Source organism: Klebsiella sp. Shm-1 (assembly GCF_040804525.1).
GTDB classification, from domain to species: Bacteria; Pseudomonadota; Gammaproteobacteria; order Enterobacterales; family Enterobacteriaceae; genus Klebsiella; species Klebsiella pneumoniae.
In genome coordinates this window covers 3,209,017-3,235,115 of the sequence record NZ_CP161823.1, presented here as the reverse complement: position 1 = coordinate 3,235,115, position 26,099 = coordinate 3,209,017, and the positions used below count along the sequence as shown (strand labels likewise).

Here is a 26,099-nt window from a genome sequence, read left to right as displayed (position 1 = left end):
AACTCCTTATGCCAGCAGGCAGGCTTCATCAAAGGACAGACGCGGCAGGCGGCCGTACAGCTTGCCGGGGTCGCCATAGCCGATGTTCACCAGCAGGTTGCTTTTCCAGCCGTTGTCGGCAAAAAATGCCGCGTCGACTTTTTCCCGGTCAAAACCGGACATTGGCCCGGTGTCGAGGTCCAGCGCCCGGCAGGCAAAAATCAGATACGCCGCCTGCAGGGAGCTGTTGCGAAACGCGGTCTCTTCCGCCAGCTGCGGGCTGGAGGTAAACCAGCTGCGGGCGTCACCGTGGGGAAACAGGGTCGGCAGCCGGTCGTAGAAGGCGCTATCCCACGCCACGATGGCGGTCACCGGCGCCTGCATGGTTTTCTGCAGATTGCCGCTGGAGAGCGTCGGGCGAAGTTTCTCTTTGCCTTCCGCGCTGCGCACGAACACGATGCGCGCTGGCGAACAGTTGGCGGAAGTCGGCCCCATTTTCATCAGATCCCAGACGGCCTGCAGCTGCGCATCGCTCACTGGCTTATCCAGCCAGCCGTTGTGGGTCCGGGCCTGGGTAAACAGCGTCTCGCAGGCCGTGTGGTTTATCGCGTCGTTCATCGGGTCTCCCTGGCGACCGGCAGCATAGCGGCCAGCCCGTCGCGTAAAATGGTATTAAAGGTATCGGCGTCGGTGACGTTACAGGCATGTCCGCCCCACGGCATTTCCACGAGCTGGCTGCCGGGGATCGCCGTCTGCAGCACGCGGGAGCAGGAGGCGGGGACCAGCAGGTCGTCAGCGGCGCTGATAATCAGCGTCGGGCAGGCGATGGCCGACGCACGGCGTGAAAAATCAGCCTGCTTCAGGGCCTGTAGCCGCTTCAGCAGATTCTCTTTGCCCTGAAAATGGCTGATGGCAAGCGCATCTTCCGCTTCGAGGCGCGGCAGGCGCGCGGCCATCCATTCCGCCGGGTAGAGAAATAGCGGCTGCGCTTCGACCCACGCCTGTGCGCCGCCGGCATGCAGCAGACGCTCGCGTACCTGGAAGCAGCGGCGGGTATGCGGCGACAGCGACAGCCAGCCGTTGACCAGCGCCAGGGCGCTCACCGCCTCGGGGCGATCGAGCGCCAGCTGCAGGCCAATCAGCGCCCCCAGGGCGTGGCCCACCAGCGCGAAGCGGGCGATCCCCGCCGCTTGCAGAGCGCTGAACAGCTCCCCGGCCATCGTCGCCAGGCTGTAGTCGGCGGGCAGCGGACCGGCGTTCTCCCCGGTCCCGTTATGGTCATAACTCACCAGCTGATACTGTTCCTCCAGCGCCGCGCGCTGCGCCAGCCAGTAGCCGCCGCCCCCGCCCAGACCGGCGCTGAGGACCACCACCGGCGCGCCGGGCCACGGAGCAGGAGCAATATTGAGCCTCATCATGTCGGGGTACCGATATGGGCGACGCTGGCGATTTCCACCAGCGCATCGGGCTTCACCAGTCCGCACTGAATGCAGAAGCGCGCCGGTTTATCGCCGGGGAAGAACTCGGCATAGACCTCGTTAATCGCGGCGTAATTTGTCCAGTCGGTGATAAAGATGCTGTTGAAAGTCACATCCGCCATACTCCCGCCCGCCGTTTCGATAACGCTCCTGATGGTCTCCAGCACGTGGCGGGTTTGCGCCTTTGGGTCGCCGATGTGCACCACATTGTTTTGCTTATCAAACGGCAGGGTGCCCGAGACGTAGACCACGCCATCGGCGAGCGTCCCCGGAACAAAGGGGGCAATCGGCGCGGTGGTGCCTGGCGGAATAATCACCTGTTTAGGCATAACGTTTCTCCTTGGCTAAAGCCAGCGGGGTGGCGTGGGACAGCGCGTGGCAGAAGCTCTCGACGTCGCTGACCCAGCCGAAAAAGGTTTCAATATTGAACAGCGCCGCCTGCTGGGCGAAGGCCGGGCCGGCCTGATGGGTGGCATCCTCCAGCACGATGCCGAAGTATTCGAGAAAGAAGCCATCGCGCAGCGTCGATTCGACGCAGACGTTGGTGGCGATCCCGGTGAACACCAGGTGGCGTATGCCGCGGCTGCGCAAAATGCTGTCGAGCGGGGTGTTAAAGAAGCCGCTGTAGCGCGGTTTCGGCAACACGATATCGCCTTCCTGCGGCGTCAGCTCGTCCACCAGCTGATAATCCCAGCCGCCTTTCGCCAGCAGCTTGCCCTGCAGCTCCGGACGCTGACGCATCGTTTTCAGCGCGTTGGATTTGTGATAGTTCGGCGAGCCCGGGCCGCCGGCTTCAACATACTGATCATCCCAGCCATTCTGGAACCAGATAATCAACATACCCGCGGCGCGAGCGGCGGCGACGGCGGTATTAATATTGTCGATAACCGGCCGGGTAGCGGAGACGTCAAAGCCGGCGAGATCCAGATAACCGCCCTGGCTGGCGTAGGCGTTCTGCATATCGACCACAATCAGCGCGCTCTGCTGCGGCGCGAAGGTCAGGGATTCCGGGCGAGCGGGAAGGGTAATCATCAGGCCACCTCACGGGTAACAGAAGCAATGTGGTTCCGGCAGCGCATCAGCGGCTGAATGCGTTCGCCAAAGGCGTCAATGCCGGCAAGAAAATCATCAAAAGTCAGCAGCACGCCGTCGGTGCCGGGCACGCTCGCTACTTCATCAAGCATACGGGCGACGCTGGCATACGATCCGACCAGGGTGCCCATGTTAATGTTGACCGCCGAGGTGGGGTCGGCCATCTGGCGCACGTTGGTATCACTGCCGGAGCGGGTATCTTTCTGACTCTGCTCGGTGAGCCACGCCAGCGCTTCTTCATCGGCGCCCGCTTTGTAATGTTCCCATTTGGCGCGCGCCGCCTCGTCGGTTTCGTCGGCGATCACCATGAACAGCACATAGGACCCCACGTCGCGGCCGGTTTTTTCCGCCGCCTGCATCATGCGTGCGGCGGTCGGGGCAAAGGCCGTTGGCGTGTTGACCCCTTTGCCAAAGCAAAAGTTGTAGTCCGCATGCTGGGCGGAGAAGGCCATCCCGGCATCGCTCTGCCCGGCGCAGATCACCTTCATCGGCTGCGACGGGCGCGGGCTGACCCGGCAGTCGTTCATGGTGAAGTAGTCACCTTTGAAATCGCTGCGCCCGGTGCCCCACAGGTCACGGAGCACCTGGACGTATTCGGTGAGATAGTCATAGCGGCTGGCGAAATAGTCATCTCCCGGCCACATGCCCATCTGGTCATATTCCGGTTTTTGCCAGCCGGTCACCAGATTGACGCCAAACCGGCCGCCGGAGATGGAGTCGATAGTGGAGGCCATCCGGGCGACAATCGCCGGCGGCAGCGTCAGGGTGGCGGCGGTGGCGTAGATCTGGATCTTCGAGGTCACCGCGGCCAGGCCGGCCATCAGGGTGAAGGACTCCAGGTTGTGATCCCAGAATTCAGTTTTCCCGCCGAAGCCGCGCAGTTTGATCATGGAGAGCGCGAAGTCGAAATGGTAGTGTTCGGCCTTCTGCACGATGGCCTTATTCAGTTCAAAGGTCGGCATATACTGCGGGGCATGGGTGGAGATCAGCCAGCCGTTGTTGCCAATGGGAACGAAAACACCAATTTTCATACCTACCTCTCTGCAGTCATGGAAGATGGGTTGCGATGGTGCGGCATCCTGCCTCTCCCTGGACCACCTCGCAGAGAAGGTAAAGCAAAGGCGATGCCAGTTTTATAAATGCTAATGTTATTAATGTGTTACTTTTGAGTTGCTAAAAAGGACGATAAAAAAGTGGACTGGATGGTCAAAATCAGTGCACGAAAAAACGGCAGTCATGCGCAATCAGGGTGCATGGGGTCGTGTCGGCGCAGGGCTTTTGCTATGCTGGTGGCGTCAACTGAAGGAGAGGATGTATGGCACAGGGCGCGGTGAAGAAAAGCGGCAAACGTTCACAAGCGGTCAGCGCCAAAAAGGAGGCCATCCTGGCCGCCGCGCTGGAGGCATTTTCGCAATTTGGTATTCACGGTACGCGGCTGGAGCAGGTGGCTGAGCGCGCCGGGGTATCGAAAACCAATCTGCTCTATTACTACCCTTCGAAAGAGGCGCTGTATGTGGCTGTCCTGCAGCAGATCCTCGCCATCTGGCTGGCGCCGCTGAAGGCCTTTCGTGAGGATATCAGCCCGCTGGTGGCGATCCGCGAATATATTCGCCTGAAGCTGGAGGTGTCCCGCGATCACCCCCAGGCCTCGAAGCTCTTCTGCCTCGAGATGCTGCAGGGGGCGCCGCTGCTGATGGGCGAACTGACCGGGGATCTGAAAGCGCTGGTCGACGAAAAATCGGCGATAGTCTCCGGCTGGATCGACCGCGGCAAGCTGGCGCCGGTCGATCCACAGCATTTAATCTTTATGATCTGGGCTACCACCCAGCATTACGCCGACTTCGCCACCCAGGTGGAGGCGGTCACCGGCGCCACGCTGCAGGATGCGGCCTTTTTTGAACAAACGGTCGATAATGTCCAGCGGATGATTATCGAAGGCATTCGCGTCCGTTAATTGGCGGGCGGCAGCGGGCAGCTTTGATCGCCATCCTCGCACTGTAGCAGCGAGGCGAGGAAAGACTCCCGCTCCACGCTCTTATCGGTCATGCACTGGCTGACCAGCATTGGCTGCATGCTGCCGCCTTCGGCGCCGGACGCGAGAAAGGCGCAGTCGGCGTCGCGTAAGGCGATCCATGCCTGCTGCGCCTGCTTCAGTAATGTTTGTTGTTTACCCACCGCCCGCTGCAGGGCCTGCTGCCAGGTGTCGTTCAGTTTTTTATCGGCCGCCTGATACTGCGCAGCCGCGCACTGATTCATTTCGGTTTGGGTGTTGGCGCTGCTGCACTCGTCCGCCAGCGCCGCGCCGCTGGCCAGCAGGGCCATCACGGCAAATAACGTGCGTTTCATTGTTCTGCTCCCATAAAAAAGGCTCCCGTCCGGGAGCCTTAATTAAACACAGCTGACGTCGGCTGTCATTAGCTGATCGCAGCGCAGACTGATTGCCCGGATGGCGGCGCACAGCGCCTTATCCGGGCTACCCTTTGGCGGTGGTAGGTAGCCCCGGTAAGCGCAGCGCCACCGGGGAGCCCGTTTTAGCCGATGGTCATCAGGCTGGCGTTACCGCCTGCCGCCGCGGTGTTAACGCTCAGCGAACGCTCGATATACAGCCGCTCCAGCAGCAGATTGGTTTCGCCGCGGGCGAAGCCCTGCACGGAGACAATCGCCCCGTCGCGCGCCGCCACCTGCTCGCACAGCTCGCGCAGCTGGTCGGAATCGCCGTGGTAGATAACCGCGTCGAAGGCCTGGCCAGGCAACTGCTCCGCTTTGGCAAAGCGAATTCGCTCGCTGACCTCCCGCGGCAGTTTCTTCGCCAGATCGCGCTGCAGGGCGCTGTCCGGCCACAGTACTTCACAACCCACCGCCAGCACAGCCGCCAGCTGGATCAGCGCATCCTGTTCGTTATCCGCTACGCACAGCACGCGCTCGCGCGGCATCAGCGTCAGGGTGTTGCGCTCGCCGGTTGGCCCCGGCAGCAGGCGTTGAGTGCCGCTTTGCGCCTGCTCGCTGTACTGCTGGCACAGCGCCTGCAGCTCAGGACGGCCCGCGGCCCACTGCTGCAGCGCCTGCAGCGGTTTTTCCAGCAGCGTTTTCAGCTGGGCGTCCAGCGGACGCTCCGCATCCTGGCGGGCGAAGGTCACGCCAACCGCGTCCTGCGGACGGCTGGAGAGCAGACGGTACAGATACAGCGGACCGCCGGCTTTCGGACCGGTACCTGACAACCCTTCGCCGCCGAACGGCTGCACGCCGACCACCGCGCCAACCATATTGCGGTTGACGTACAGGTTGCCCACCTTGGCGCTGCCGGTGACCTGGGCGATGGTTTCGTCGATACGGGTATGCACGCCAAGGGTCAGGCCGTAGCCAGAGGCGTTAATCTGCTCGACCAGTTTGTCCAGCTCGTTACGGTTATAGCGCACCACGTGCAGTACCGGGCCGAAGACCTCTTTTTTCAGCTCGTCGAAGCTGTCGAGCTCGATAAGCGTCGGCGGCACGAAGGTCCCGTGACGCCATTCGCGGGCGTCTTCGCTATTCTCGCGCACCGCCTGGTAGACGGTGCGGCCTTTGGCGCGCATCGCCTGAATATGGCGTTCGATATTCTCTTTCGCTTCCGCATCGATAACCGGACCGATATCGGTGGTCAGGCGCCCCGGATTGCCCATCCGGCACTCGCTCATGGCGCCGCGCAGCATGGTTAAGGTGTGATCGGCGACCTCTTCCTGCAGGCAAAGCACGCGCAGGGCGGAGCAGCGCTGACCAGCGCTGTCGAACGCGGAAGCCAGCACGTCGATCACTACCTGCTCGGTGAGCGCCGACGAATCGACGATCATCGCGTTCATCCCGCCGGTTTCGGCGATCAGCGGCGTCGGGCGGCCCTGGGGATCGAGGCGGCTGGCGATATTGCGCTGCAGCAGGGTGGCCACTTCGGTGGAGCCGGTGAACATCACGCCGCGTACGCGCTCATCGGTGGTTAGCGCGGCGCCCACGGTCTCCCCGCGACCCGGCAGCAGTTGAATAACGCCCGGCGGCACGCCGGCTTCCAGCAGAATCGCCACGCCCTGGGCGGCGATAAGCGGCGTCTGCTCGGCAGGTTTCGCCAGCACGCTGTTGCCGGCCGCCAGCGCGGCGGCAATCTGGCCGGTGAAGATCGCCAGCGGGAAGTTCCACGGGCTGATACAGACCACCGGACCCAGCGGGCGGTGAGTTTCATTATCGAAATCGTCGCGCACCTGGCCGGCGTAATAGTGCAGGAAGTCAACGGCTTCGCGCACTTCAGCGATGGCGTTGCTGAAGGTTTTACCCGCCTCGCGCACCAGGATCCCCATCAGGGTCGGCATTTGGCTTTCCATCAGCACCGCGGCGCGCTCAAGAATGGCGGCGCGCTCCTGCGGCGGAGTGGCGAACCAGATCGGCGCATTGTTGATAGCGCTGGTCAGCGCCTGCTGCACTTCAGCGTCGCTGGCTTCGCGGACGTAGCCGACGATATCTTTCGGCTCTGCCGGGTTAACCACCGGCTGCATTTCGCCTTCGGCCACCGGCTGCTCCAGCATCGGCAATGCCTGCCATTTATGCAGCGCGCTGTTGAGCAGGGAAGAGGAGAGGGAGGCCAGACGGTGCTCGTTCGCCAGATCGAGACCGGCGGAGTTGCTCCGGCCGCTGCCGTAGAGATCGCGCGGCAGCGGGATTTTCGGATGCGGCAGGCCGGCCTGGCCTTCCTGCTGCGCCAGTTTTTCTACCGCGCTGACCGGGTCGGCCACCAGCTCGTCCAGCGGCAGGGTATTGTCCGCGATACGGTTGACGAAAGAGGTATTGGCGCCGTTTTCCAGCAGACGGCGCACCAGATACGCCAGCAGCGTCTCGTGGGTGCCCACCGGGGCGTAGATGCGGCACGGCCGATTCAGTTTGCCGTCGGCGACCTTGCCCACCACCTGCTCGTACAGCGGTTCGCCCATGCCGTGCAGGCACTGGAACTCATACTGGCCCGGGTAGTAGTTCTGGCCCGCCAGCTGGTAGATAGCCGCCAGAGTATGGGCGTTATGGGTGGCGAACTGCGGGTAAATCAGGTTCGGCACCGCCAGCAGCTTCTTCGCGCAGGCGAGGTAGGAGACGTCGGTGTAAACCTTGCGGGTGTATACCGGATAGCCTTCGAGACCTTCCATCTGCGCGCGTTTAATTTCGCTATCCCAGTAGGCGCCTTTCACCAGACGGATCATCAGGCGACGGCGGCTGCGGGTGGCGAGGTCAATCAGGTAATCAATGACAAACGGACAGCGCTTCTGGTAGGCCTGAATCACGAAGCCAATCCCGTTCCAGCCGGCCAGTTCCGGCTCGAAGCACAGTTTTTCCAGCAGGTCGAGGGAGATCTCCAGACGGTCTGCCTCTTCGGCGTCAATATTGATGCCGATGTCATACTGGCGCGCCAGCAGGGTCAGCGATTTCAGCCGCGGGTAAAGCTCTTCCATCACCCGGTCATACTGCGCGCGGCTGTAGCGCGGGTGCAGCGCGGAGAGCTTAATGGAGATACCCGGACCTTCATAAATGCCGCGGCCGTTGGAGGCTTTGCCGATGGCATGAATCGCCTGCTGATAAGAGACCATATAGGCCTGGGCGTCAGCGGCGGTCAGGGCGGCTTCGCCGAGCATATCGTAGGAGTAGCGGAACCCTTTTTCTTCCAGCTTGCGGGCGTTGGCCAGCGCTTCGGCGATGGTTTCCCCGGTGACGAACTGCTCGCCCATCAGGCGCATCGCCATATCCACGCCTTTGCGGATCAGCGGTTCGCCGCTCTTGCCGATGATGCGGTTCAGGGAGCGGGAGAGGCTGGTCTCGTTATGGGTCGACACCAGTTTTCCGGTGAACAGCAGCCCCCAGGTGGCGGCGTTGACGAACAGCGACGGGCTGCGGCCGATGTGCGACTGCCAGTTGCCGTTGCTGATTTTGTCGCGGATCAGCGCATCGCGGGTGGCTTTATCCGGAATACGCAGCAGGGCTTCCGCCAGGCACATCAGCGCCACCCCTTCCTGTGAAGAGAGGGAGAACTCCTGCAGCAGGCTCTGCACCATACCGGCGCGGCCGCTGGCGGTTTTCTGGTTGCGCAGTTTTTCCGCCAGCTGATACGCCAGCTTGTGCGCCTGTTCGCCCAGCGGCTGCGGCAGACGGGCCTGCTCCAGCAGCATCGGTACCGCGTCGGTTTCCGGACGTCGCCAGGCGGCGGTGATCGCCGCGCGGCTCACCGACTGCGGCAGGATCTGCTCGGCGAATTCGAGGAACGGCTGATAGGGCTCTTCCGTTGGTTCGCTGGCGTCATCGCTTTCGTTGGCGGCCCCGGAGAGCAGGGCCGGCAGCTCAGGCAGCGTCTCGTCGTTCTCCAGTTTTTCCAGATAATTAAAGATGGCCTGCTTAATCAGCCAGTGCGGCGTGCGGTCAATACGGCTCGCGGCGGATTTAATGCGCTCGCGGGTTGCGTCGTCAAGCTTAACACCCATGGTGGTGGTGCCCATGCTCAAAACTCCTGTCATTTATCGTTAGGCTTATGCGGTTGCATGGAAATATCCACTATGTTGCAACTTTGTGCAACCTTGTTAATTGTGGCTTGTGACGGAAGCCGTGAAATGGCTAATTTGTTAAAAATAACCCCTAAAATAGCAGAAATTTAACCCCGGGCTCATAGGGTATTTGTATGCGTGAGTTAACACTTTTGTTTGGTGCAACCTTTAAAAACGTGAGAGAGTGCAACCTCTAACAAATTGACGTTTTGCGCCGTCGGTTTTTCGTGTAAATGCTGTGTTAAATCGTTTGTGAAAAACCGAAGCTTCCGTCAGGATACGGTCGCCCAATTAAACAATGCGCCATTACCCCGTTCCGGTAGTGGAAAAAAACGACGAAGTTGGACGCTGTCGATAAAAATTCTGGAGACTTTGCATGGCTATTAGCACACCGATGCTGGTGACATTTATTGTTTATATTTTTGGTATGGTATTGATAGGGTTTATTGCCTGGCGTTCGACCAAAAACTTCGATGATTATATTCTCGGGGGAAGGAGTCTGGGGCCATTTGTGACCGCGCTTTCCGCAGGGGCGTCGGATATGAGCGGCTGGCTGCTGATGGGCCTGCCAGGGGCGATTTTTCTCTCCGGGATTTCCGAAAGCTGGATCGCCATTGGCTTAACGCTGGGGGCGTGGATTAACTGGAAGCTGGTGGCCGGTCGCCTGCGCGTGCATACCGAGGTGAATAATAACGCCCTGACGCTGCCCGATTATTTTACCGGCCGTTTTGAAGATAAAAGCCGGGTGCTGAGAATTATTTCGGCGCTGGTTATTCTGCTGTTCTTTACCATCTATTGCGCTTCAGGAATTGTCGCGGGGGCGCGTCTGTTTGAAAGCACCTTCGGCATGAGTTATGAAACCGCACTGTGGGCCGGGGCGGCGGCGACGATTATCTATACCTTCGTCGGCGGCTTCCTCGCGGTTAGCTGGACCGATACCGTGCAGGCCAGCCTGATGATTTTCGCGCTGATCCTCACCCCGGTGATCGTGATTATTTCCGTCGGCGGCTTTGGCGATTCGCTGGAAGTGATTAAGCAGAAGAGCATCGAAAATATCGACATGCTGAAAGGGCTGAACTTCGTGGCGATTATCTCGCTGATGGGCTGGGGGCTGGGTTATTTCGGTCAGCCGCATATTCTGGCGCGCTTTATGGCGGCGGATTCGCACCACAGCATCGTTCACGCACGTCGCATTAGTATGACCTGGATGATCCTCTGCCTCGGCGGGGCGGTGGCCGTCGGCTTCTTTGGCATCGCCTACTTCAATAACAACCCGAGCCTGGCGGGCGCGGTTAACCAGAACGCCGAGCGCGTGTTTATCGAACTGGCGCAAATCCTGTTTAACCCGTGGATTGCCGGGATCCTGCTGTCGGCGATTCTGGCGGCGGTGATGTCCACCCTGAGCTGTCAGCTGCTGGTCTGCTCGAGCGCAATTACCGAAGACCTGTATAAAGCCTTCCTGCGGAAAAACGCCGGTCAGAAAGAGCTGGTGTGGGTGGGCCGTATGATGGTGCTGGTGGTTGCCCTGGTGGCCATTGCCCTGGCGGCCAATCCGGAAAACCGCGTGCTGGGTCTGGTGAGCTACGCCTGGGCTGGCTTCGGCGCCGCCTTTGGCCCGGTGGTCCTGTTCTCGGTAATGTGGTCGCGCATGACCCGTAACGGCGCGCTGGCCGGGATGGTGATTGGCGCCCTGACCGTGATCGTCTGGAAGCAGTTTGGCTGGCTGGGCCTGTATGAAATCATTCCGGGCTTTGTCTTCGGCAGCATCGGGATTGTGGTCTTTAGCCTGCTGGATAAAGCGCCGTCGGCCAGCATGCAGCAGCGCTTTGCCGAAGCGGATGCCCACTACCATACGCCGCCGCCGGTACGCGCCACGGCTGAGTAAGATCATCTAATGCTCACGAGCCCGCCGCTGGCGGGCTTTTTATTGCCTGGTGCCGTGCCGGAATATTATAACCCTTGCTAATTATCTGAAAATCCGCTGATATTTCCTGACTAATAACAATGAGGATAGCAAAGATGACGTTCAGACAGGGTGCAATGGCGCTGGTGCTGGCAGGGTTACTCAGCGGCTGCGTGGCGGGTGGAAGTTCATCGACCAGCGCGCCGAAGCCCGGCGTCTGCCCGGCGGATAAGTCCATGGTGCAAACCACGCTTTACTTCGGTCTGAGCCGCCCGGCGGGGAAAGACATCACCGCTGAAGAGTGGCAACAGTTTGTCGACCGTGACGTCACGCCGCGCTTTCGCGACGGGCTGACGGTGTTTGATGCCCACGGCCAGTGGCTTGGCCAGAATGGTCAGGTGGTGCGGGAGCAGAGCAAGGCGCTGATGGTGATCCATGGGCATGACGCGCAGAGCGAGGCGGGTATTGAGGCTCTGCGCCAGGGCTATAAATCACGCTTCGCGCAGGAGTCGGTGATGCGTGTCGACCAGCCGGTCTGCGTGCAGTTCTGAGTAAACGGCGGGGGCAGCCCCGCCGTTTGTTTTACAGCACCAGCCCGGCGAAGCTGGCGGAAAGCAGGCTCACCAGCGTGGCGCTATACACCAGCCGCAGGCCGAAGCGGGAGACGATATTGCCCTGCGGTTCATTCAGGCCTTTGATCGCCCCGGCGATAATGCCGATCGAGGCAAAGTTGGCAAACGACACCAGGAATACCGAGAGAATGCCGAGCCCGCGAGGGGTCATGCTGGCGGCAATCTTTTGCAGCTCAATCATCGCCACAAATTCGTTAGCGACCAGTTTGGTGGCCATGATGCTGCCGGCGTTTAGCGCATCGCTCAGCGGGATGCCGATAAGCCACGCCAGCGGATAAAAGACGTAGCCGAGGATCTGCTGGAAGCTGAGACCAAACAGGGTGGCGAATAGCGCGTTAATGGCGCTGATCAGGGCGATAAAACCGATCAGCATCGCCAGAATAATCATCGCCACTTTAAAGCCGGCCAGAATATATTCCCCGAGCATTTCAAAGAAACTCTGCGATTCATGCAGCTTCTCGAGTTTTATTTCCTGCTCGCTGCCCGGCCGCGTCGGGTTAATTACCGACAGCACGATAAAGGTGCTGAACATATTGAGGATCAGCGCTGCGACGACATATTTGGCGTCCAGCATGGTCATATAGGCGCCGACAATCGACAGCGATACGGTCGACATGGCCGTCGCCGCCATAGTGAACAGTCGCCGTGAGGAGAGGTCGCCCAGTACGCCCTTGTAGGCAATGAAGTTCTCCGACTGGCCGAGGATCAGCGAGCTGACCGCGTTGAAAGATTCCAGCTTACCCATGCCGTTTACTTTCGACAGCAGGGTGCCAATCACGCGAATAAAAATCGGCAGGATCCGCCAGTGCTGGAGAATACCAATCAGCGCGGAAATAAACACAATCGGACACAGGACGCCCAGGAAAATAAAGGCTAAGCCTTTTTCGCTCATGCCGCCAAAGACGAAATTGGTCCCTTCGGCGGCAAAGCCTAACAGCGAAGCAAAAAAGCCGGAAATATTTTTTACCAGCCACAGGCCGCTTTCGGCGTGCAGGAAAAAGAAAGCGAGCGCTATTTCGATAATAATCAACTGGAGAATATAACGAATACGAATTTTTTGTCTGTCGTAGCTGACAAGCCAGGCCAGGGCGAGGATCACCGCCAGCGCCAGCAGGAAATGAAAAAATGCAGTCATGTTGTTCTTTTCGCAAGTCAATAAGGCCGCCATTTAGCCATAGCCGCTAGGGCGGGTAAATATCTGGCGTAAAAAATCCTTTGCTTATTCTTTCCCTTCATAACAGGCGAATATTTTCATAAGTCATTATTTGTCAGCGATTTATTTACAACTGATCATCATTCTCTGCACATTTCGCTTGTGTTTCTGAGCATTGTAATGATAATCACTATCATAAATATTACCTGTTTTTGCATTCGTTGACGGTGCTTTACATTTAAGGGTATTGGCATGTTTGTCCCATTTCTCATTATGTTACGCGAAGGCCTGGAGGCGGCGCTGATTGTCAGCCTGATCGCCAGCTATCTGAAACGCACCCAGCGCGGCAACTGGATTGGCGTGATGTGGATTGGCGTGATCCTCGCGGCGGCGCTGTGTCTTGGCTTAGGCATTTTTATCAACGAAACCACCGGTGAATTTCCTCAGCGTGAACAGGAGCTGTTCGAAGGGATCGTCGCGGTCATTGCGGTGGTGATCCTGACGTGGATGGTCTTCTGGATGCGCAATGTCTCACGCAACGTCAAGCAGCAGCTGGAGCAGGCCGTGGACAAGGCGCTGCAGCGCGGTAATCACCACGGCTGGGCGCTGGTGATGATGGTCTTTTTCGCGGTCGCCCGTGAGGGGCTGGAGTCGGTCTTCTTTCTGCTGGCGGCCTTCCAGCAGGATGTCGGCATCTGGCCGCCGCTGGGGGCGCTGCTGGGTCTGGCCACCGCTATCGTGCTGGGCTTCCTGATCTACTGGGGCGGTATCCGCCTTAACCTTGGCGTGTTCTTCAAATGGACCAGCCTGTTTATTCTGCTGGTGGCCGCTGGCCTGGCCGCGGGGGCGATCCGCGCCTTCCACGAGGCGGGCCTGTGGAACCTGTTCCAGGATACCGCCTTCGATCTGAGCAACGTGCTGTCGACGCATACGCTGTTCGGCACGCTGCTGGAAGGGATCTTCGGCTATCAGGAGACGCCGAGCGTCAGCGAAGTGGCTGTCTATCTGCTTTATCTGATCCCGGCGCTGGTGCTGTTTGCCCTGCCGCCGCGGAATAATACCACTGCCTCGCGGGCTGCCTGACCGGGCGCTGCGAGCTTATAAGCGACACTCTACTTACCGAAAGGGATGATCATGATGATTCATTTTCGCCGTAATGCGCTGCGGGTGACCGTGGCCGCGCTGCTCAGCTCTGCATTCGGTGCTCAGGCTGCGGATATCCCGCAGGTCAAAGTCACCGTCAACGACAAGCAGTGCGAGCCGATGCAGGTGACCGTTAACGCGGGTAAAACCCAGTTTATTATTCAGAACCACAGCCAGAAAGCGCTGGAGTGGGAGATTCTGAAAGGGGTGATGGTGGTGGAAGAGCGCGAAAACATCGCTCCGGGCTTTACTCAGAAGCTCACCGCGAACCTGCAGCCGGGCGAATATGACATGACCTGTGGCCTGCTCACCAACCCGAAAGGCAAACTGATCGTCACCGGCGCCGCCACCAAAGACGCGGCGAAAGCGGATGCGGTGCTGAGCCTCGGCGACGCGATCACCGCCTATAAAGCCTATGTGACGGCGGAAACCGCGCAGCTGGTTAGCGGCACCAAAGCCTTTACCGACGCGGTGAAAGCCGGCGATATCGAAAAAGCGAAAGCGCTGTACGCCCCGACGCGTCAGCATTACGAGCGCATCGAGCCCATTGCCGAGCTGTTCTCTGACCTTGACGGCAGCATCGACGCCCGCGAAGACGACTTCGAGAAAAAAGCGGAAGATCCGAAATTTACCGGTTTCCACCGTCTGGAAAAAGCGCTGTTTGGCGATAACAGCGTCAAGGGGATGGAAAAATATGCCGATCAGCTGAACAGCGATGTGCTGGAGCTGCAAAAGCGTATCAGCGAGCTGGCGTTCCCGCCGTCAAAAGTCGTGGGCGGCGCGGCAGGATTAATTGAGGAAGTCGCGGCCAGCAAGATCAGCGGTGAAGAAGATCGCTACAGCCATACCGATCTGTGGGACTTCCAGGCCAACATTGACGGCGCGCAGAAAATTGTCGACCTGCTGCGCCCGCAGCTGCAAAAAGAGAACAGCGCGCTGCTGGCGAAAGTGGACGCCAACTTTAAGAAAGTGGACAGCATCCTCAGCAAATATCGCACCAAAGACGGTTTCGAGACCTACGATAAGCTGACCACCGCCGACCGTAATGCGCTGAAAGGGCCGATCACCACCCTGGCGGAAGATCTGGCTCAGCTGCGCGGGATCCTGGGGCTGGACTAAGTCGATGGCACAGCAGAAACCCCACGACGTGAACGAGCCGTCACGTCGTCGCTTACTGAAAGGGATCGGCGCGCTTGGCGGCGCGCTGGCCATCACCGGCGGCTGCCCGGTAGCGCATGCGGCAAAAGCGGAAAGTTCCCCGGGGACGCTCACACCCGACGCGCGCCAGGAAAAGCAGCCATTCTATGGCCGGCATCAGGCGGGCATTCTGACGCCGCAGCAGGCTTCGATGATGCTGGTGGCCTTCGATGTGCTGGCGGCTGATAAAGCCGACCTCGAGCGGCTGTTTCGACTGCTGACCCAGCGTATCGCCTTTTTAACCCAGGGCGGCCCGGCGCCGGACACGCCGAATCCGCGGCTGCCGCCGATGGATTCCGGCATCCTGGGGCCGTGGATTGCGCCAGATAACCTGACCATCACCGTCTCGGTCGGCCATTCGCTATTTGATGAGCGCTTTGGCCTGGCGGATAAAGCACCGAAAAAGCTGCAGCCGATGACCCGCTTCCCCAACGATTCGCTGGATGCCGCGCTGTGCCATGGCGACCTGCTGCTGCAGATCTGCGCCAATACTCAGGATACGGTGATCCACGCCCTGCGTGATGTCATCAAACATACGCCGGATCTGCTCAGCGTGCGCTGGAAACGGGAAGGGTTTATCTCCGACAGCGCGGCGCGCAGCAAAGGCAAAGAGACCCCTATCAACCTGTTGGGGTTTAAGGACGGCACCGCTAACCCGGCGAGCCACGACAGCGCGTTGATGGATAAGGTAGTGTGGGTGACAGCCGATCAGGACGAGCCGGCCTGGACCGTGGGCGGCAGCTATCAGGCGGCGCGAATTATCCAGTTTCACGTGGAGTTCTGGGATCGGACGCCGCTCAAGGAGCAGCAGACGATCTTTGGTCGCGACAAGCACACCGGTGCGCCGCTGGGGATGAAAAACGAACACGATACCCCGGATTACAGTAAAGATCCTAACGGCGAAGTCATTGCGCTGGATAGCCATATTCGTCTGGCCAATCCCCGCACGCCGGAAACCCAGTCCAGCCTGATGATGCGCCGCGGCTACAGCTATTCGCTGGGGGTTACTAACGCCGGACAACTGGATATGGGGCTGTTATTCGTTTGCTATCAGCACGATCTGGAAAAGGGTTTTCTGACGGTGCAGAAACGACTTAACGGCGAGGCGCTGGAGGAGTATGTCAAACCGATCGGCGGGGGCTACTTCTTTGTTTTACCCGGCGTAGTGGATGATAAACACTATCTGGGAGAGTCGCTGCTGCAGGCCTGATACCGACCCTGCCCGTAAGGGTAGGGCGTTTTCTGCTGTTTTTCTCATTTTTCTTATATTTCCTGCCATGTGTTATATTTCTGTAATACAAATGACCGATAGTCTCCTACACTTGCTTAAGAACTATTTGTTGCGTCATTGTGAAAAATAAGTTGCATTAAGAATCTTTTTTGATGTACTTATTACATACGCGGTAGTTCCCGGCAGTGTGACGTTTCACTATGGAGATCGCGAATGGTAAGGTCCCGTACCGGACAACGTAAAACCTCAGACCGTACTCTTCAGCACGGAAGCCCCGCTTCCGGCAGCGATTTTCTTACTCTTTCTCTCTCCGCTTCGCATTATTACAACCTTGGCAGGGTACGCGGTGCGCGTAGCCGCGACTCGTTGTCAGTTCTACCGGCAAGCAATGGCTTACAAGGAAGCCAAACCTCAATCGTTCGTGCGCATAGTCGTGTCGATGTTGACGCGTGTGATGTAAACCAACAACGCAAGGTGCTATCCATGGGAAGACAAAAAGCAGTGATCAAAGCTCGTCGTGAAGCAAAACGTGTGCTGAGACGGGATTCACGCAGCCATAAGCAGCGTGAAGAAGAATCGGTCACATCGCTTGTGCAAATGAGTGGCGTAGAAGCAATTGGCATGGCGCGGGACAGCCGTGATACTTCCCCAATTGAGGCGCGCAATGAGGCTCAGGCGCATTATTTGAATGCCATCGACAATAAGCAGCTGATTTTCGCTACCGGCGAAGCTGGATGCGGCAAGACCTGGATCAGTGCGGCGAAGGCAGCTGAAGCCCTGATCCATAAGGATGTGGACAGAATTATTGTTACCCGTCCCGTTCTGCAGGCCGACGAAGATCTCGGCTTCTTACCGGGAGATATCGCCGAGAAGTTCGCTCCCTATTTCCGACCGGTTTACGATGTGCTGGTGAAAAGGCTGGGGGCTTCCTTTATGCAGTACTGCCTGCGTCCGGAAATCGGCAAGGTGGAAATCGCGCCGTTCGCCTATATGCGCGGACGTACCTTTGAAAATGCGGTGGTGATTCTGGACGAGGCCCAGAACGTGACCGCAGCGCAAATGAAGATGTTTTTAACCCGCCTCGGGGAGAACGTGACGGTCATCGTCAATGGCGATATCACCCAGTGCGACTTGCCCTCTGGCGTGAGATCTGGCCTGAGCGATGCGCTGGCGCGTTTTGAGGAAGACGAGATGATCGGCATTGTGCGTTTCACCACCGATGACTGCGTGCGCTCGGCTCTCTGCCAGCGGACGCTGAAAGCCTATTATTAATCGTCATACTGTGAGTAAGGCCCGGGCTAGCCCGGGCTTTGTTGTTTTGATCCTTGCGACAGTCTGAAGTGCGGATAAAATTTCTGTTTTGAGGGATCCATCGCTGTATGTGATAGAATTTCTTCTCTGTAATACAAGAATATCTGCTTTGCTATACATAAGCGCCTTTCTAATAATTTCTTTCGTCTTACGCCGTTTTACTCATTTAATTGTATGGATACTTGTAAGGGAAGCACAATGGTCGTACATGGGAAAGTTATCAAGTTATTAATTACTATTTTGATGGTGGGGTTGTCATCCGCTGCTTATAGTAAAGATTATCAGGCAGGGAAAAACTTCACTGTTATTCATTCTACTGTTAAGCAACCGCCGCCACTGGTTGAGTTTTTTTCCTTCTACTGTGGACCTTGTTATGCGTTTGCAGAGCGCATCAATGTTGATACAGCTATCAGAAAGCGCCTGCCCGACGATATGAAACTGGAAAAATACCATGTCAGCCAGATGGGGCCTTTAGGACCAGCATTAACAGAAGCATGGGCCGTAGCACAATATGCTGGGGTAGATGGCAAGGTGGAAAAGTTATTGTTTGAGGGTTTACAGGTTAAGCGTGATATTAAAACGGCAGCTGATATTGTTAAGGTGTTTAATCAACTTGGCATTACGTCAGAGAAATATGCGGAAATGCAAAGTAACTTTATGGTAAAAGCTTTAATTGCCAGACAGGATAATCTGGTCGAAAAAATGAAAGTGCATGGTACGCCTTCTTTTTATGTTTCAGGAAAATATCATATTAACAATGCATCACTCGCGCAAGATGACTATGATACCTATGCAGAGGATATGGCTAATCTGGTTTTATTTTTGCTTAACAAGCCCCTGTAACACGAAGTGAGAAAGTATCATTAGGTTTGTCTTTTTCGTTCTGTCCGGATGGCGTTGCCACTCGTCGAACCCCGGTCGGGGGTTCTCATTCCCCCCCGGCGGGTGCCACATGCGAAAAAAAGCCCGTACTTGCGTACGAGCTCTTCTTAAAATATGGCGGTGAGAGGGGATTGACTCGCTTCGCTCGCCGTTACTCGGCCCATCCCTGGGCCTCGCCCCTGCGGGGCCAACGCAGGCGTTGTTCAAAAACGCTCCCGGCGTTTTTGTCGGGGCAGCCCGCTTACTGCGTGCGCGGTCTGTCCAACTGGCTGCGCCAGTTGTCGAACCCCGGTCGGGGGTTCTCATCCCCCCCTGCGGAGAATATAAAAGAAAAGAGCCCGTACTTGCGTACAGGCTCTCATCTCGAATATGGCGGTGAGGGGGGGATTCGAACCCCCGATACGTTGCCGTATACACACTTTCCAGGCGTGCTCCTTCAGCCACTCGGACACCTCACCATATTGTCTTGCTGCTCACCTTGGGTGGGCAACGGGGCGCTACTATAGGGAGTTGCGTTAAAACGGTCAAGCATATTTTCTTCTTTCTTTGCCGTTCGCTCACGCAATGAACAATGCCCCGCTGCGGCTCAGCGGGGCGGGCGTTTTAGCGCTGGGAATCCAGCTGTTCGTTATTCTTCACGACGTCCTGCGCTTTGCTGTAGCTTTCGATCAGCAGCTGGTAGGCCGGGAAGACTTTGGTGTACACCTCCGCCCATTCTGCGGCGTCCGGGCGATTCCAGGTGCGCTGCAGCTCAGAGGCGACGGCGGCGGTATCCATTGGCACTACGCCGGCCTGTACCACGCGAGCCAGGGTGATCTCCTGCGCCATTTTGCTGTAGGTGCCGGAAGCGTCAATCACGGCAAACACTTTATAACCGTCGGCGACAGCGGCGATAGCCGGGAAGGCCATGCAGACGCTGGTGATGGTCCCGGCGATAATCAGCGTTTTACGACCGGTCGCTTTCACCGCGGCGACGAATTCCGGGTTATCCCAGGCGTTAATCTCACCTTTACGGGCGATGTATTTCGCATGCGGCGCGTTTTCATGAATCTCCGGGATCAGCGGGCCGTTCGGCCCCTGCGGCACGGAGGCGGTCGTGATCACCGGGATCCCGGCAAGCGACGCCATCTTGGCCAGCGCGGCGGCGCGAGCGCGCAGCTCTGGCATCGGCATATCGCCGACGGTCTGGAACAGACCGCTCTGATGGTCAATCAACAGCATTGCGGTATCGTTAACATCAATCACCGGACGAGCACCGTTAAAGTTAGCGGGAGTAGACATAGTATTCACCTCAATCAGTTAGATTTGGCCAAAGCGGCCGCTGTTAAAATCGCGTACAGCTTCTGCGATCTGCGTTTTGTTATTCATGACAAACGGGCCATAGCCCACAATCGGCTCCTGTAGCGGTTCTCCGGCCATCAGCAGAACTTTTGCCGGGGCGGTCGCCTCCAGATGCACTGCGTCACCTGCCTGGCTCAGGACGGCCAGCTGGCCTTCGCGAGCAGATTCGGAACCGTTAATGATCACTTCCCCTTCCAGCACCACCAGCGCGGTACTCCAGCCCTCCGGTTGGCGCAGCGTGAGGTCGTGCCCCTGATTCAGCTGCAGATCCCACACGTTAAGCGGTGAGAAGGTATGGGCCGGGCCGCTGACGTCGTCATACTGGCCGGCAATAACCCGAACCTGTCCGGCGCCGTTCGCCAGCGCCACGGTGGGGATCGTCCCAGCGGTAATGCTCTGGTAGCCGGGGGTCGCCATTTTGTCTTTCGCGGGCAGGTTGACCCACAGCTGGATCATCTTCAGCTCGCCGCCGCTGCGGGTGAAGGCCTCCGAGTGGAACTCTTCGTGCAGGATCCCGGCGCCCGCCGTCATCCACTGCACGTCGCCTGGACCAATCACCCCGCCGCGTCCGGTGGAGTCACGATGCTCTACTTCACCGGCGTAGACGATGGTGACGGTTTCAAATCCGCGATGCGGATGCTCACCGACGCCGCGTTTTTCGCTGCCCGCCGGGAAGGTGTACGGCCCGGCATAGTCGAGCAGTAAGAAGGGGCTCAGCTGCTGGCCGTGCGTCTGATAGGAAAACATCGAGCGAACCGGGAAGCCGTCGCCTACCCAATGCTGCGCAGGCGCGGTGTAGACTCCTGTGATCTGTTTCATGGCTTTCTCCTGTGTATCGGTATCTGATGTAAATAAGCTTATATCCGGGACGACGTATGCGGTAGTGAGCAAAAATGACCTATACTGTTCCAAAAATGGAACAATGGAGGAAGGATGCAGGATCTCAATGACTTCGCCTGGTTTGTCCAGGTGGTAGACCATGGCGGTTTCGCCGCGGCGGGGCGAGCGCTTGACCAGCCGAAATCCAAACTCAGCCGCCGCATTGCGCAACTCGAGGAGCGGTTGGGCGTGCGTTTGATTCAGCGAACCACCCGTCAGTTCGCGGTCACCGAGGTCGGGCAGACCTTTTATCAGCATTGCAAAGCGATGCTGATTGAGGCCGAGGCGGCGCAGCAGGCGGTCGAGACGCTGCGCGCCGAGCCGCGCGGTAGCGTCAGGATCACCTGTCCGGTCACCTTGCTGCATGTCCATATCGGACCGATGCTGGCGCGATTTATGGCGCGCTATCCTGGGGTAACGCTGCATCTTGAGGCGACCAACCGCCGGGTGGATGTGGTCGGGGAGGGCATTGATGTGGCGATCCGCGTCCGTCCCCGGCCCATCGAGGATAGCGACCTGGTGATGCGTGTGCTGGCGGACCGCGGGCACCGACTGGTGGCCAGCCCGGATCTCATTTCCCGGCTCGGACGTCCGCAGGCACCGTCCGAGCTGAGCGCCTGGCCGGGGCTCAGCCTGGGTGCGAACAAGCATCAGCATAAATGGCAGCTCACCGGGCCCGGGGGAGCGAGAGCGGAAGTGTATTTCACGCCGCGAATGGTGACCACCGATATGCTGGCGCTGCGCGAGGCGGCGATGGCCGGCGTAGGCGTGGTGCAGCTTCCTTTATTAATGGTGCGCGATCAGCTGGCGTCAGGGAAATTAGAGGTGGTTCTGGACGAGTGGCAGCCGCGGCGGGAAGTGATCCATGCGGTATTTGCCTCACGGCGCGGGCTGCTGCCCTCCGTCAGGGCGCTGGTGGACTACCTCAGCGAAGAGTATCAGCGGATGGAGGAAGATTGATGGGTAGGCAGAGGTTTTTTGCCGGAACTCATATGTGAAAAGCGTCCGTACTTTTTCACGCACTCTTCGCAATCGCGTAGGCTCGTGAAAGATTGCTCACTGTGTGAGTCGTTTGCCGCTTGAGAGCGTTGGCTGTTATAAGCAACCTCTGGTTTTTTCGATACATCGTTTTACTATGACCGTCTGGTATTATTTAAGCAATTTTGCCATAACGTCAAAAAACATTGGCAGATCATCCTTGAATGAGAAGGTCGTGTTTATTGCCTGACGAGCGATTAAACCGTCAATAAGGGCAAAAATAATGATCGTGATTTCTTCAAGGTTAATATCACGGCGAAACTCTCCGGCAGCGATACCCTCCTGGATGAGCCGCGCGAAGCTTTTCCGCATGATGTCATCACTGGAGATATACGTTTTTCGCAGTTCTGGATTACGCGCAGACTCAGCCATGATTTCAACCCAAAGTTGATGCGTGATAGGGTAACCGATCTCGCTAATACAGGACGTGACTTGTGCACAAAGGCGATCAAAATAAGAGCCTGCATAGGTCGCATTATGGGCAGTCAGCGCGGAGTTCTGTTCTTCCAGTACAATAGCCTTAACAAGCTCATCCTTACTTTTGAAATACGTATACATTGCTCCTTGACTAATTCCTGCCCGGGTAGAGATTTCACGTACGCTTGTCGCACTAAAGCCTTTTTCCGCAAAGCAGGCAGCAGCAGCCGTAATCAACTTATGGTAGGTTTCGGTTTTTTTTAACATATCGGCATCTTGGTAAATTCGGTGTCCAGACTTTAACGCGCTTTTATGCAAGGAGCCAGAGCTAAACTCTGTCGTCTGGCTCCTGGATTTCGTCTTACTTTAGAAGGGGTAATTCACTGAGCATGTTCTTGAGATTCAGCATGTCCCAGGGCAAATGTTCAGCGATTGTCAGGCCAACGGGGACTGCTTTTGTCGTCGCTGCCGCTATCAGATTGAGTACATCCTCAATCGTCAGTTTGCCTTCAGCAACGTCGCCAAAATCGTGTTTTCCGCGCCCCGGTTTTGCAAAAAGAATGGAGCGGAACAGAGATGGGTCGAGTACGTCCAGATCGATATGGATCGCCAGATACGCAATCTTTTCTTTCGCTATCCACTCCAGGACTTCATCTGCACCGCTTTTAACCTGTTCAGGTGCTAGCGTCGTAATGTTATGGCGAGTGAGGTATTCAGCTTCATAAGGAAGTGGCGCGTGGATACCCGCAATCATTATTTTTGACGGATTAAGTTTGGTTTTTACATGGGCAACTAAATCGTTATCACCCGTACCCATTAGCGCACCAAGCACATGGGCATGCGCGTTTGGATATTGTTCAGCCGTCTGCACGTCAGGATGCGAGTCAATCCAGAGCACACCGAGTTTGTCTCCGAACTTATCGAGCAGGTGGGCGAAAGGCGCCAGCGAAACCAGGCAGTCTCCGCCTAAAATGACAATGCTATTGGGATCATGTTTTTCAATCAGTGCGGCAGCATTATTGAGTTGCCTGATGAGGGATGGCTTAGCCGTGATGTCATTAATCCTTGGCAATGGCTCTGTTGTTGGTAACTCAACAGGAACGATCTCAACGGGCCCTTTTGCTTCAGGAGAGAGAAACGAGAGGAGCTGCGAGCCAAGATAGTAGGGAGGATTGTTACCGCCTTGCCATTGAGGAAATATAAGTCGCAGTGTTTTGCTAGTCATTGGTACCTTCTGTGTTGTCATGTGCTAAAATGAATGAACGTTCATTCGCTTTTACATTGAATTACGGTCGATACGCAAGTAACAAAGCACTTTTCGTTAATGCATAACGTACACCATCCGGAGCGATATGATTTTCGTTATGCCGGGTGGCTCAAAGCGGAAGAGGGATAGTGTTGGCGAACATCTTCGCTGCGCTGTTAATCGTGTGAAGAAGAGTCTGGCTTTGACAATACTGCGTAATGTCTGTGGTCAGTTGTCGAACCCTGGTCGGGGGTTCTCATCCCCCCGGCGGGTGCCACATGCGAAAAAAAAGCCCGTACTAGCGTACGAGCTCTTCTTAAAATATGGCGGTGAGGGGGGGGATTGACTCGCTTCGCTCGCCCCTGCGGGGCAGCCCGCTTACTGCGTGCGCGGTCTGTCCAACTGGCTGCGCCAGTTGTCGAACCCCGGTCGGGGGTTCTCATCCCCCCCTGTGGAGAATATAAAAGAAAAGAGCCCGTACTTTCGTACAGGCTCTCATCTCGAATATGGCGGTGAGGGGGGGATTCGAACCCCCGATACGTTGCCGTATACACACTTTCCAGGCGTGCTCCTTCAGCCACTCGGACACCTCACCATATTGTCTTTCCCGTTGTTGTCGGGAACGGGCGCTAATGTAGGGAAATACGTATCGCCCGTCAATCAACTTTTTGCAAAAAAAGCGCGTTTAGACAAACTTCGAGCAACTTGCTCCTTAAACGTGCGAAATCCGTTTTTTTTGTCGCCAGTAGCTTTTCCCTTTTCGCTCGGGGGAAATTTGTTATGCTGGCAAACCAATAGAAAACAATGAGTAAAATAAGACGCCAGCGTCAATCGGCCAAAGGCGTCTGCTATCAGGAGCCCCTATGGAGATTATTTTTTACCATCCGACCTTTGATACCCAATACTGGATCTGTGAGCTGGAAAAGCAGTTACCCGGCGCGCGGGTGCGCGAGTGGAAAGCGGGCGATAACCGGCCGGCGGACTATGCCCTGGTCTGGCATCCGCCGGTAGAGATGCTGCAGGGCCGGGCGCTGAAGGCCGTGTTCGCCCTCGGGGCAGGGGTGGACTCTATTCTCAGCAAGCTGCGCGACCATCCGGATATGCTGCCGCTGTCGATTCCGCTGTTTCGTCTCGAAGATACCGGTATGGGACGGCAGATGCAGGAGTATGCCGTTAGCCAGGTGCTCCACTGGTTCCGCCGCTTTGATGACTATCAGGCGCTGAAGCTGGCTTCCCGCTGGCAGCCGCTGCCCGAGTACCGCGCCGACGAATTCACCGTCGGGATTATGGGCGCCGGCGTGCTGGGGGCGAAGGTTGCGGAAAGTCTGCAACCCTGGGGGTTCCCGCTTCGCGTCTGGAGCCGTAGCCGCAAATCCTGGCCGCAGGTGCAGAGCTTCGCCGGCCAGGCCGAGCTGGGCGAATTCCTGCAGGGCACTCGCGTGCTGATCAACCTGCTGCCGAATACCGCCGAAACCGCCGGCATTATTAACCAGACGCTGCTGGCGCAGTTGCCTGATGAGAGCTATGTCCTCAACCTTGCTCGTGGCGTGCATGTCGTTGAAGAGGATCTGCTGGCGGCGCTGAACAGCGGTAAGCTCAAAGGGGCGATGCTCGATGTCTTCAGTCGCGAACCGCTGCCGCAGGAGAGCCCGCTATGGGTGCATCCGCGGGTGGCCATGACCCCCCATGTGGCGGCAGTGACCCGTCCAATGGAAGCTATCACCTACATTGCGGAGACCATTAGCCGGCTTGAGCGAGGGGAGCCGGTAAGCGGTCAGGTCGACCGCCAGCGCGGTTATTAAGACGAGAGAACCCCGCCACGGCGGGGTTTTTGCTAATCAATAGCCCGGTTTCCTGCTATTCTTGCGGCAAACAGAAGAGGAGAATGTGATGTATCCCGTTGACCTGCACATGCATACCGTCGCCAGCACCCATGCCTACAGCACCCTGCACGATTATATTGCGGAAGCAAAGCGTAAAGGGATCAAACTCTTCGCCATCACCGACCACGGCCCGGACATGGCGGATGCTCCGCACTACTGGCACTTCGTTAATATGCGCATCTGGCCCCGCCTGGTAGACGGGGTGGGGATCCTGCGCGGTATTGAGTCGAATATTAAAAATATTGAAGGCGAGATCGACTGTTCCGGACCGATGTTGACTTCTCTCGATCTGATCATCGCCGGATTTCATGAGCCGGTGTTTCCGCCGCAGGATCGTGACACCCATACACAGGCGATGATAGCCGCGATGGCCAGCGGTAAAGTGCATATGATTAGCCATCCGGGTAATCCGAAATACCCAGTGGATATCCCGGCGATTGCCGAAGCGGCGGCTCGCTACCAGGTGGCGCTGGAGATTAATAACTCCTCGTTCGTATCATCGCGCGTGGGCAGTGAAGACAACTGCCGGGCCATCGCCGCCGCAGTGCGTGATGCCGGGGGATGGGTGGCGCTGGGCTCGGACTCTCACACCGCCTTTACCCTCGGGGAGTTTACCGAATGCCGCAAGATCCTTGATGCGGTCGATTTCCCGGAGGAGAGGATCCTCAACGTTTCTCCGCGTCGCCTGCTTAACTTCCTCGAGTCGCGGGGTATGCCGGCGATCCCGGAATTTGCTGACCTTTAATTTGTATAAC

At 57.5% G+C, this 26,099-nt stretch carries 23 protein-coding genes and 2 tRNA genes; 11 read left to right on the top strand and 14 right to left on the bottom strand.

From position 1 onward, the window contains the following. Positions 1–6: 6 nt before the first annotated feature. The 5 genes from AB1E37_RS16000 to rutA are packed head-to-tail and all read right to left on the bottom strand — an operon-like array spanning position 7 to position 3,580. Positions 7–597 carry a malonic semialdehyde reductase gene (locus tag AB1E37_RS16000; RefSeq protein ID WP_004179287.1) on the bottom strand — a complete coding sequence of 197 codons (591 nt, stop codon included), beginning with the start codon at positions 595–597 and terminating at the stop codon, positions 7–9. Continuing rightward, positions 594–1,397, bottom strand: coding sequence for a pyrimidine utilization protein D (rutD, locus tag AB1E37_RS15995; protein WP_009308385.1), 804 nt, complete (start codon positions 1,395–1,397; stop codon positions 594–596). Before rutD ends, AB1E37_RS16000 begins: the two co-directional genes overlap by 4 nt. Then, positions 1,394–1,786 (bottom strand): pyrimidine utilization protein C, encoded by a 393-nt coding sequence (gene rutC, locus AB1E37_RS15990; RefSeq protein ID WP_002898877.1) that lies wholly within the window; start codon positions 1,784–1,786, stop codon positions 1,394–1,396. The genes rutD and rutC overlap by 4 nt, the downstream gene beginning before the upstream one ends. Next, a complete protein-coding gene (rutB, locus tag AB1E37_RS15985) occupies positions 1,779–2,489 on the bottom strand; it encodes a pyrimidine utilization protein B (RefSeq protein WP_023312929.1) in 711 nt (236 codons plus the stop codon). Before rutB ends, rutC begins: the two co-directional genes overlap by 8 nt. Continuing rightward, on the bottom strand, positions 2,489–3,580 hold the full coding sequence (gene rutA / locus AB1E37_RS15980) for a pyrimidine utilization protein A (protein WP_004179293.1): 1,092 nt from the start codon (positions 3,578–3,580) through the stop codon (positions 2,489–2,491). Before rutA ends, rutB begins: the two co-directional genes overlap by 1 nt. A gap of 284 nt (positions 3,581–3,864) precedes the next feature. On the opposite strand from rutA, the gene rutR reads away from it, so the two are divergent. Continuing rightward, entirely contained in the window at positions 3,865–4,503 is a 639-nt protein-coding gene (rutR, locus tag AB1E37_RS15975; RefSeq protein ID WP_002898883.1) for an HTH-type transcriptional regulator RutR, read from the top strand. Here rutR and AB1E37_RS15970 read toward each other — a convergent pair. Then, complete coding sequence (locus AB1E37_RS15970) at positions 4,500–4,895, bottom strand: lysozyme inhibitor LprI family protein (protein ID WP_002898886.1); 396 nt, start codon at positions 4,893–4,895, stop codon at positions 4,500–4,502. The two genes, rutR and AB1E37_RS15970, sit on opposite strands and share 4 nt — an antisense overlap. 185 nt (positions 4,896–5,080) lie before the next feature. Next, positions 5,081–9,043: a trifunctional transcriptional regulator/proline dehydrogenase/L-glutamate gamma-semialdehyde dehydrogenase gene (gene putA, locus AB1E37_RS15965; protein ID WP_023282352.1), complete on the bottom strand. Its 3,963-nt coding sequence runs from the start codon at positions 9,041–9,043 to the stop codon at positions 5,081–5,083. A gap of 421 nt (positions 9,044–9,464) precedes the next feature. On the opposite strand from putA, the gene putP reads away from it, so the two are divergent. Next, positions 9,465–10,973 carry a sodium/proline symporter PutP gene (putP, locus tag AB1E37_RS15960; RefSeq protein ID WP_004147889.1) on the top strand — a complete coding sequence of 503 codons (1,509 nt, stop codon included), beginning with the start codon at positions 9,465–9,467 and terminating at the stop codon, positions 10,971–10,973. Between the two features lie 134 nt (positions 10,974–11,107). Further along, on the top strand, positions 11,108–11,542 hold the full coding sequence (locus tag AB1E37_RS15955; RefSeq protein ID WP_004150827.1) for a DUF3574 domain-containing protein: 435 nt from the start codon (positions 11,108–11,110) through the stop codon (positions 11,540–11,542). Positions 11,543–11,573: 31 nt separating this feature from the next. On the opposite strand, the gene AB1E37_RS15950 is transcribed toward AB1E37_RS15955, so the two are convergent. Further along, positions 11,574–12,758: a NupC/NupG family nucleoside CNT transporter gene (locus AB1E37_RS15950; RefSeq protein WP_002898911.1), complete on the bottom strand. Its 1,185-nt coding sequence runs from the start codon at positions 12,756–12,758 to the stop codon at positions 11,574–11,576. A gap of 270 nt (positions 12,759–13,028) precedes the next feature. On the opposite strand from AB1E37_RS15950, the gene efeU reads away from it, so the two are divergent. The 5 genes from efeU to AB1E37_RS15925 all read left to right on the top strand — a co-directional run bounded on the left by efeU (position 13,029) and on the right by AB1E37_RS15925 (position 18,501). After that, entirely contained in the window at positions 13,029–13,859 is an 831-nt protein-coding gene (gene efeU / locus AB1E37_RS15945; protein WP_002898913.1) for an iron uptake transporter permease EfeU, read from the top strand. Between the two features lie 51 nt (positions 13,860–13,910). Next, positions 13,911–15,038 (top strand): iron uptake system protein EfeO, encoded by a 1,128-nt coding sequence (gene efeO, locus AB1E37_RS15940; RefSeq protein WP_004157740.1) that lies wholly within the window; start codon positions 13,911–13,913, stop codon positions 15,036–15,038. 4 nt (positions 15,039–15,042) lie between these two features. After that, positions 15,043–16,326 carry an iron uptake transporter deferrochelatase/peroxidase subunit gene (gene efeB, locus AB1E37_RS15935; RefSeq protein ID WP_002898921.1) on the top strand — a complete coding sequence of 428 codons (1,284 nt, stop codon included), beginning with the start codon at positions 15,043–15,045 and terminating at the stop codon, positions 16,324–16,326. 504 nt (positions 16,327–16,830) lie between these two features. After that, entirely contained in the window at positions 16,831–17,619 is a 789-nt protein-coding gene (phoH, locus tag AB1E37_RS15930; protein WP_002898923.1) for a phosphate starvation-inducible protein PhoH, read from the top strand. 237 nt (positions 17,620–17,856) lie between these two features. Beyond that, on the top strand, positions 17,857–18,501 hold the full coding sequence (locus AB1E37_RS15925) for a DsbA family protein (protein ID WP_004183625.1): 645 nt from the start codon (positions 17,857–17,859) through the stop codon (positions 18,499–18,501). A 409-nt stretch (positions 18,502–18,910) separates the two neighbouring features. On the opposite strand, the gene AB1E37_RS15920 is transcribed toward AB1E37_RS15925, so the two are convergent. From AB1E37_RS15920 to AB1E37_RS15910, 3 genes are all read right to left on the bottom strand, one after another. Next, positions 18,911–18,998 (bottom strand) — tRNA-Ser (locus AB1E37_RS15920). Between the two features lie 145 nt (positions 18,999–19,143). After that, positions 19,144–19,821 (bottom strand): isochorismatase family protein, encoded by a 678-nt coding sequence (locus tag AB1E37_RS15915; protein WP_002898927.1) that lies wholly within the window; start codon positions 19,819–19,821, stop codon positions 19,144–19,146. 18 nt (positions 19,822–19,839) lie between these two features. After that, entirely contained in the window at positions 19,840–20,700 is an 861-nt protein-coding gene (locus AB1E37_RS15910; protein WP_004199757.1) for a pirin family protein, read from the bottom strand. Between the two features lie 114 nt (positions 20,701–20,814). On the opposite strand from AB1E37_RS15910, the gene AB1E37_RS15905 reads away from it, so the two are divergent. Continuing rightward, positions 20,815–21,720 carry a LysR family transcriptional regulator gene (locus AB1E37_RS15905; RefSeq protein WP_020804646.1) on the top strand — a complete coding sequence of 302 codons (906 nt, stop codon included), beginning with the start codon at positions 20,815–20,817 and terminating at the stop codon, positions 21,718–21,720. A 189-nt stretch (positions 21,721–21,909) separates the two neighbouring features. Here AB1E37_RS15905 and AB1E37_RS15900 read toward each other — a convergent pair whose 3' ends face one another. The 3 genes from AB1E37_RS15900 to AB1E37_RS15890 form a co-directional block, all read right to left on the bottom strand. After that, positions 21,910–22,482: a TetR/AcrR family transcriptional regulator gene (locus AB1E37_RS15900; RefSeq protein ID WP_004224069.1), complete on the bottom strand. Its 573-nt coding sequence runs from the start codon at positions 22,480–22,482 to the stop codon at positions 21,910–21,912. A 94-nt stretch (positions 22,483–22,576) separates the two neighbouring features. Continuing rightward, positions 22,577–23,440 (bottom strand): arginase family protein, encoded by an 864-nt coding sequence (locus tag AB1E37_RS15895; protein ID WP_004176596.1) that lies wholly within the window; start codon positions 23,438–23,440, stop codon positions 22,577–22,579. Positions 23,441–23,968: 528 nt separating this feature from the next. Next, positions 23,969–24,056 (bottom strand) — tRNA-Ser (locus AB1E37_RS15890). Between the two features lie 268 nt (positions 24,057–24,324). Between AB1E37_RS15890 and ghrA the strand changes: the two genes are divergently transcribed. Together ghrA and AB1E37_RS15880 are read left to right on the top strand one after the other, a co-directional pair. Then, positions 24,325–25,263: a glyoxylate/hydroxypyruvate reductase GhrA gene (gene ghrA, locus AB1E37_RS15885; protein ID WP_023284934.1), complete on the top strand. Its 939-nt coding sequence runs from the start codon at positions 24,325–24,327 to the stop codon at positions 25,261–25,263. Between the two features lie 88 nt (positions 25,264–25,351). Continuing rightward, a complete protein-coding gene (locus tag AB1E37_RS15880; protein ID WP_009308394.1) occupies positions 25,352–26,089 on the top strand; it encodes a phosphatase in 738 nt (245 codons plus the stop codon). The last annotated feature ends 10 nt before the right edge of the window (positions 26,090–26,099 follow it).

Bases quoted from the DNA above. Each gene is read 5' to 3' on its own strand.
- AB1E37_RS16000 (WP_004179287.1), bottom strand. From the start codon at position 597: ATGAACGACGCGATAAACCACACGGCCTGCGAGACGCTGTTTACCCAG.
- rutD (WP_009308385.1), bottom strand. From the start codon at position 1,397: ATGATGAGGCTCAATATTGCTCCTGCTCCGTGGCCCGGCGCGCCGGTG.
- rutC (WP_002898877.1), bottom strand. From the start codon at position 1,786: ATGCCTAAACAGGTGATTATTCCGCCAGGCACCACCGCGCCGATTGCC.
- rutB (WP_023312929.1), bottom strand. From the start codon at position 2,489: ATGATTACCCTTCCCGCTCGCCCGGAATCCCTGACCTTCGCGCCGCAG.
- rutA (WP_004179293.1), bottom strand. From the start codon at position 3,580: ATGAAAATTGGTGTTTTCGTTCCCATTGGCAACAACGGCTGGCTGATC.
- rutR (WP_002898883.1), top strand. From the start codon at position 3,865: ATGGCACAGGGCGCGGTGAAGAAAAGCGGCAAACGTTCACAAGCGGTC.
- AB1E37_RS15970 (WP_002898886.1), bottom strand. From the start codon at position 4,895: ATGAAACGCACGTTATTTGCCGTGATGGCCCTGCTGGCCAGCGGCGCG.
- putA (WP_023282352.1), bottom strand. From the start codon at position 9,043: ATGGGCACCACCACCATGGGTGTTAAGCTTGACGACGCAACCCGCGAG.
- putP (WP_004147889.1), top strand. From the start codon at position 9,465: ATGGCTATTAGCACACCGATGCTGGTGACATTTATTGTTTATATTTTT.
- AB1E37_RS15955 (WP_004150827.1), top strand. From the start codon at position 11,108: ATGACGTTCAGACAGGGTGCAATGGCGCTGGTGCTGGCAGGGTTACTC.
- AB1E37_RS15950 (WP_002898911.1), bottom strand. From the start codon at position 12,758: ATGACTGCATTTTTTCATTTCCTGCTGGCGCTGGCGGTGATCCTCGCC.
- efeU (WP_002898913.1), top strand. From the start codon at position 13,029: ATGTTTGTCCCATTTCTCATTATGTTACGCGAAGGCCTGGAGGCGGCG.
- efeO (WP_004157740.1), top strand. From the start codon at position 13,911: ATGATGATTCATTTTCGCCGTAATGCGCTGCGGGTGACCGTGGCCGCG.
- efeB (WP_002898921.1), top strand. From the start codon at position 15,043: ATGGCACAGCAGAAACCCCACGACGTGAACGAGCCGTCACGTCGTCGC.
- phoH (WP_002898923.1), top strand. From the start codon at position 16,831: ATGGGAAGACAAAAAGCAGTGATCAAAGCTCGTCGTGAAGCAAAACGT.
- AB1E37_RS15925 (WP_004183625.1), top strand. From the start codon at position 17,857: ATGGTCGTACATGGGAAAGTTATCAAGTTATTAATTACTATTTTGATG.
- AB1E37_RS15915 (WP_002898927.1), bottom strand. From the start codon at position 19,821: ATGTCTACTCCCGCTAACTTTAACGGTGCTCGTCCGGTGATTGATGTT.
- AB1E37_RS15910 (WP_004199757.1), bottom strand. From the start codon at position 20,700: ATGAAACAGATCACAGGAGTCTACACCGCGCCTGCGCAGCATTGGGTA.
- AB1E37_RS15905 (WP_020804646.1), top strand. From the start codon at position 20,815: ATGCAGGATCTCAATGACTTCGCCTGGTTTGTCCAGGTGGTAGACCAT.
- AB1E37_RS15900 (WP_004224069.1), bottom strand. From the start codon at position 22,482: ATGTTAAAAAAAACCGAAACCTACCATAAGTTGATTACGGCTGCTGCT.
- AB1E37_RS15895 (WP_004176596.1), bottom strand. From the start codon at position 23,440: ATGACTAGCAAAACACTGCGACTTATATTTCCTCAATGGCAAGGCGGT.
- ghrA (WP_023284934.1), top strand. From the start codon at position 24,325: ATGGAGATTATTTTTTACCATCCGACCTTTGATACCCAATACTGGATC.
- AB1E37_RS15880 (WP_009308394.1), top strand. From the start codon at position 25,352: ATGTATCCCGTTGACCTGCACATGCATACCGTCGCCAGCACCCATGCC.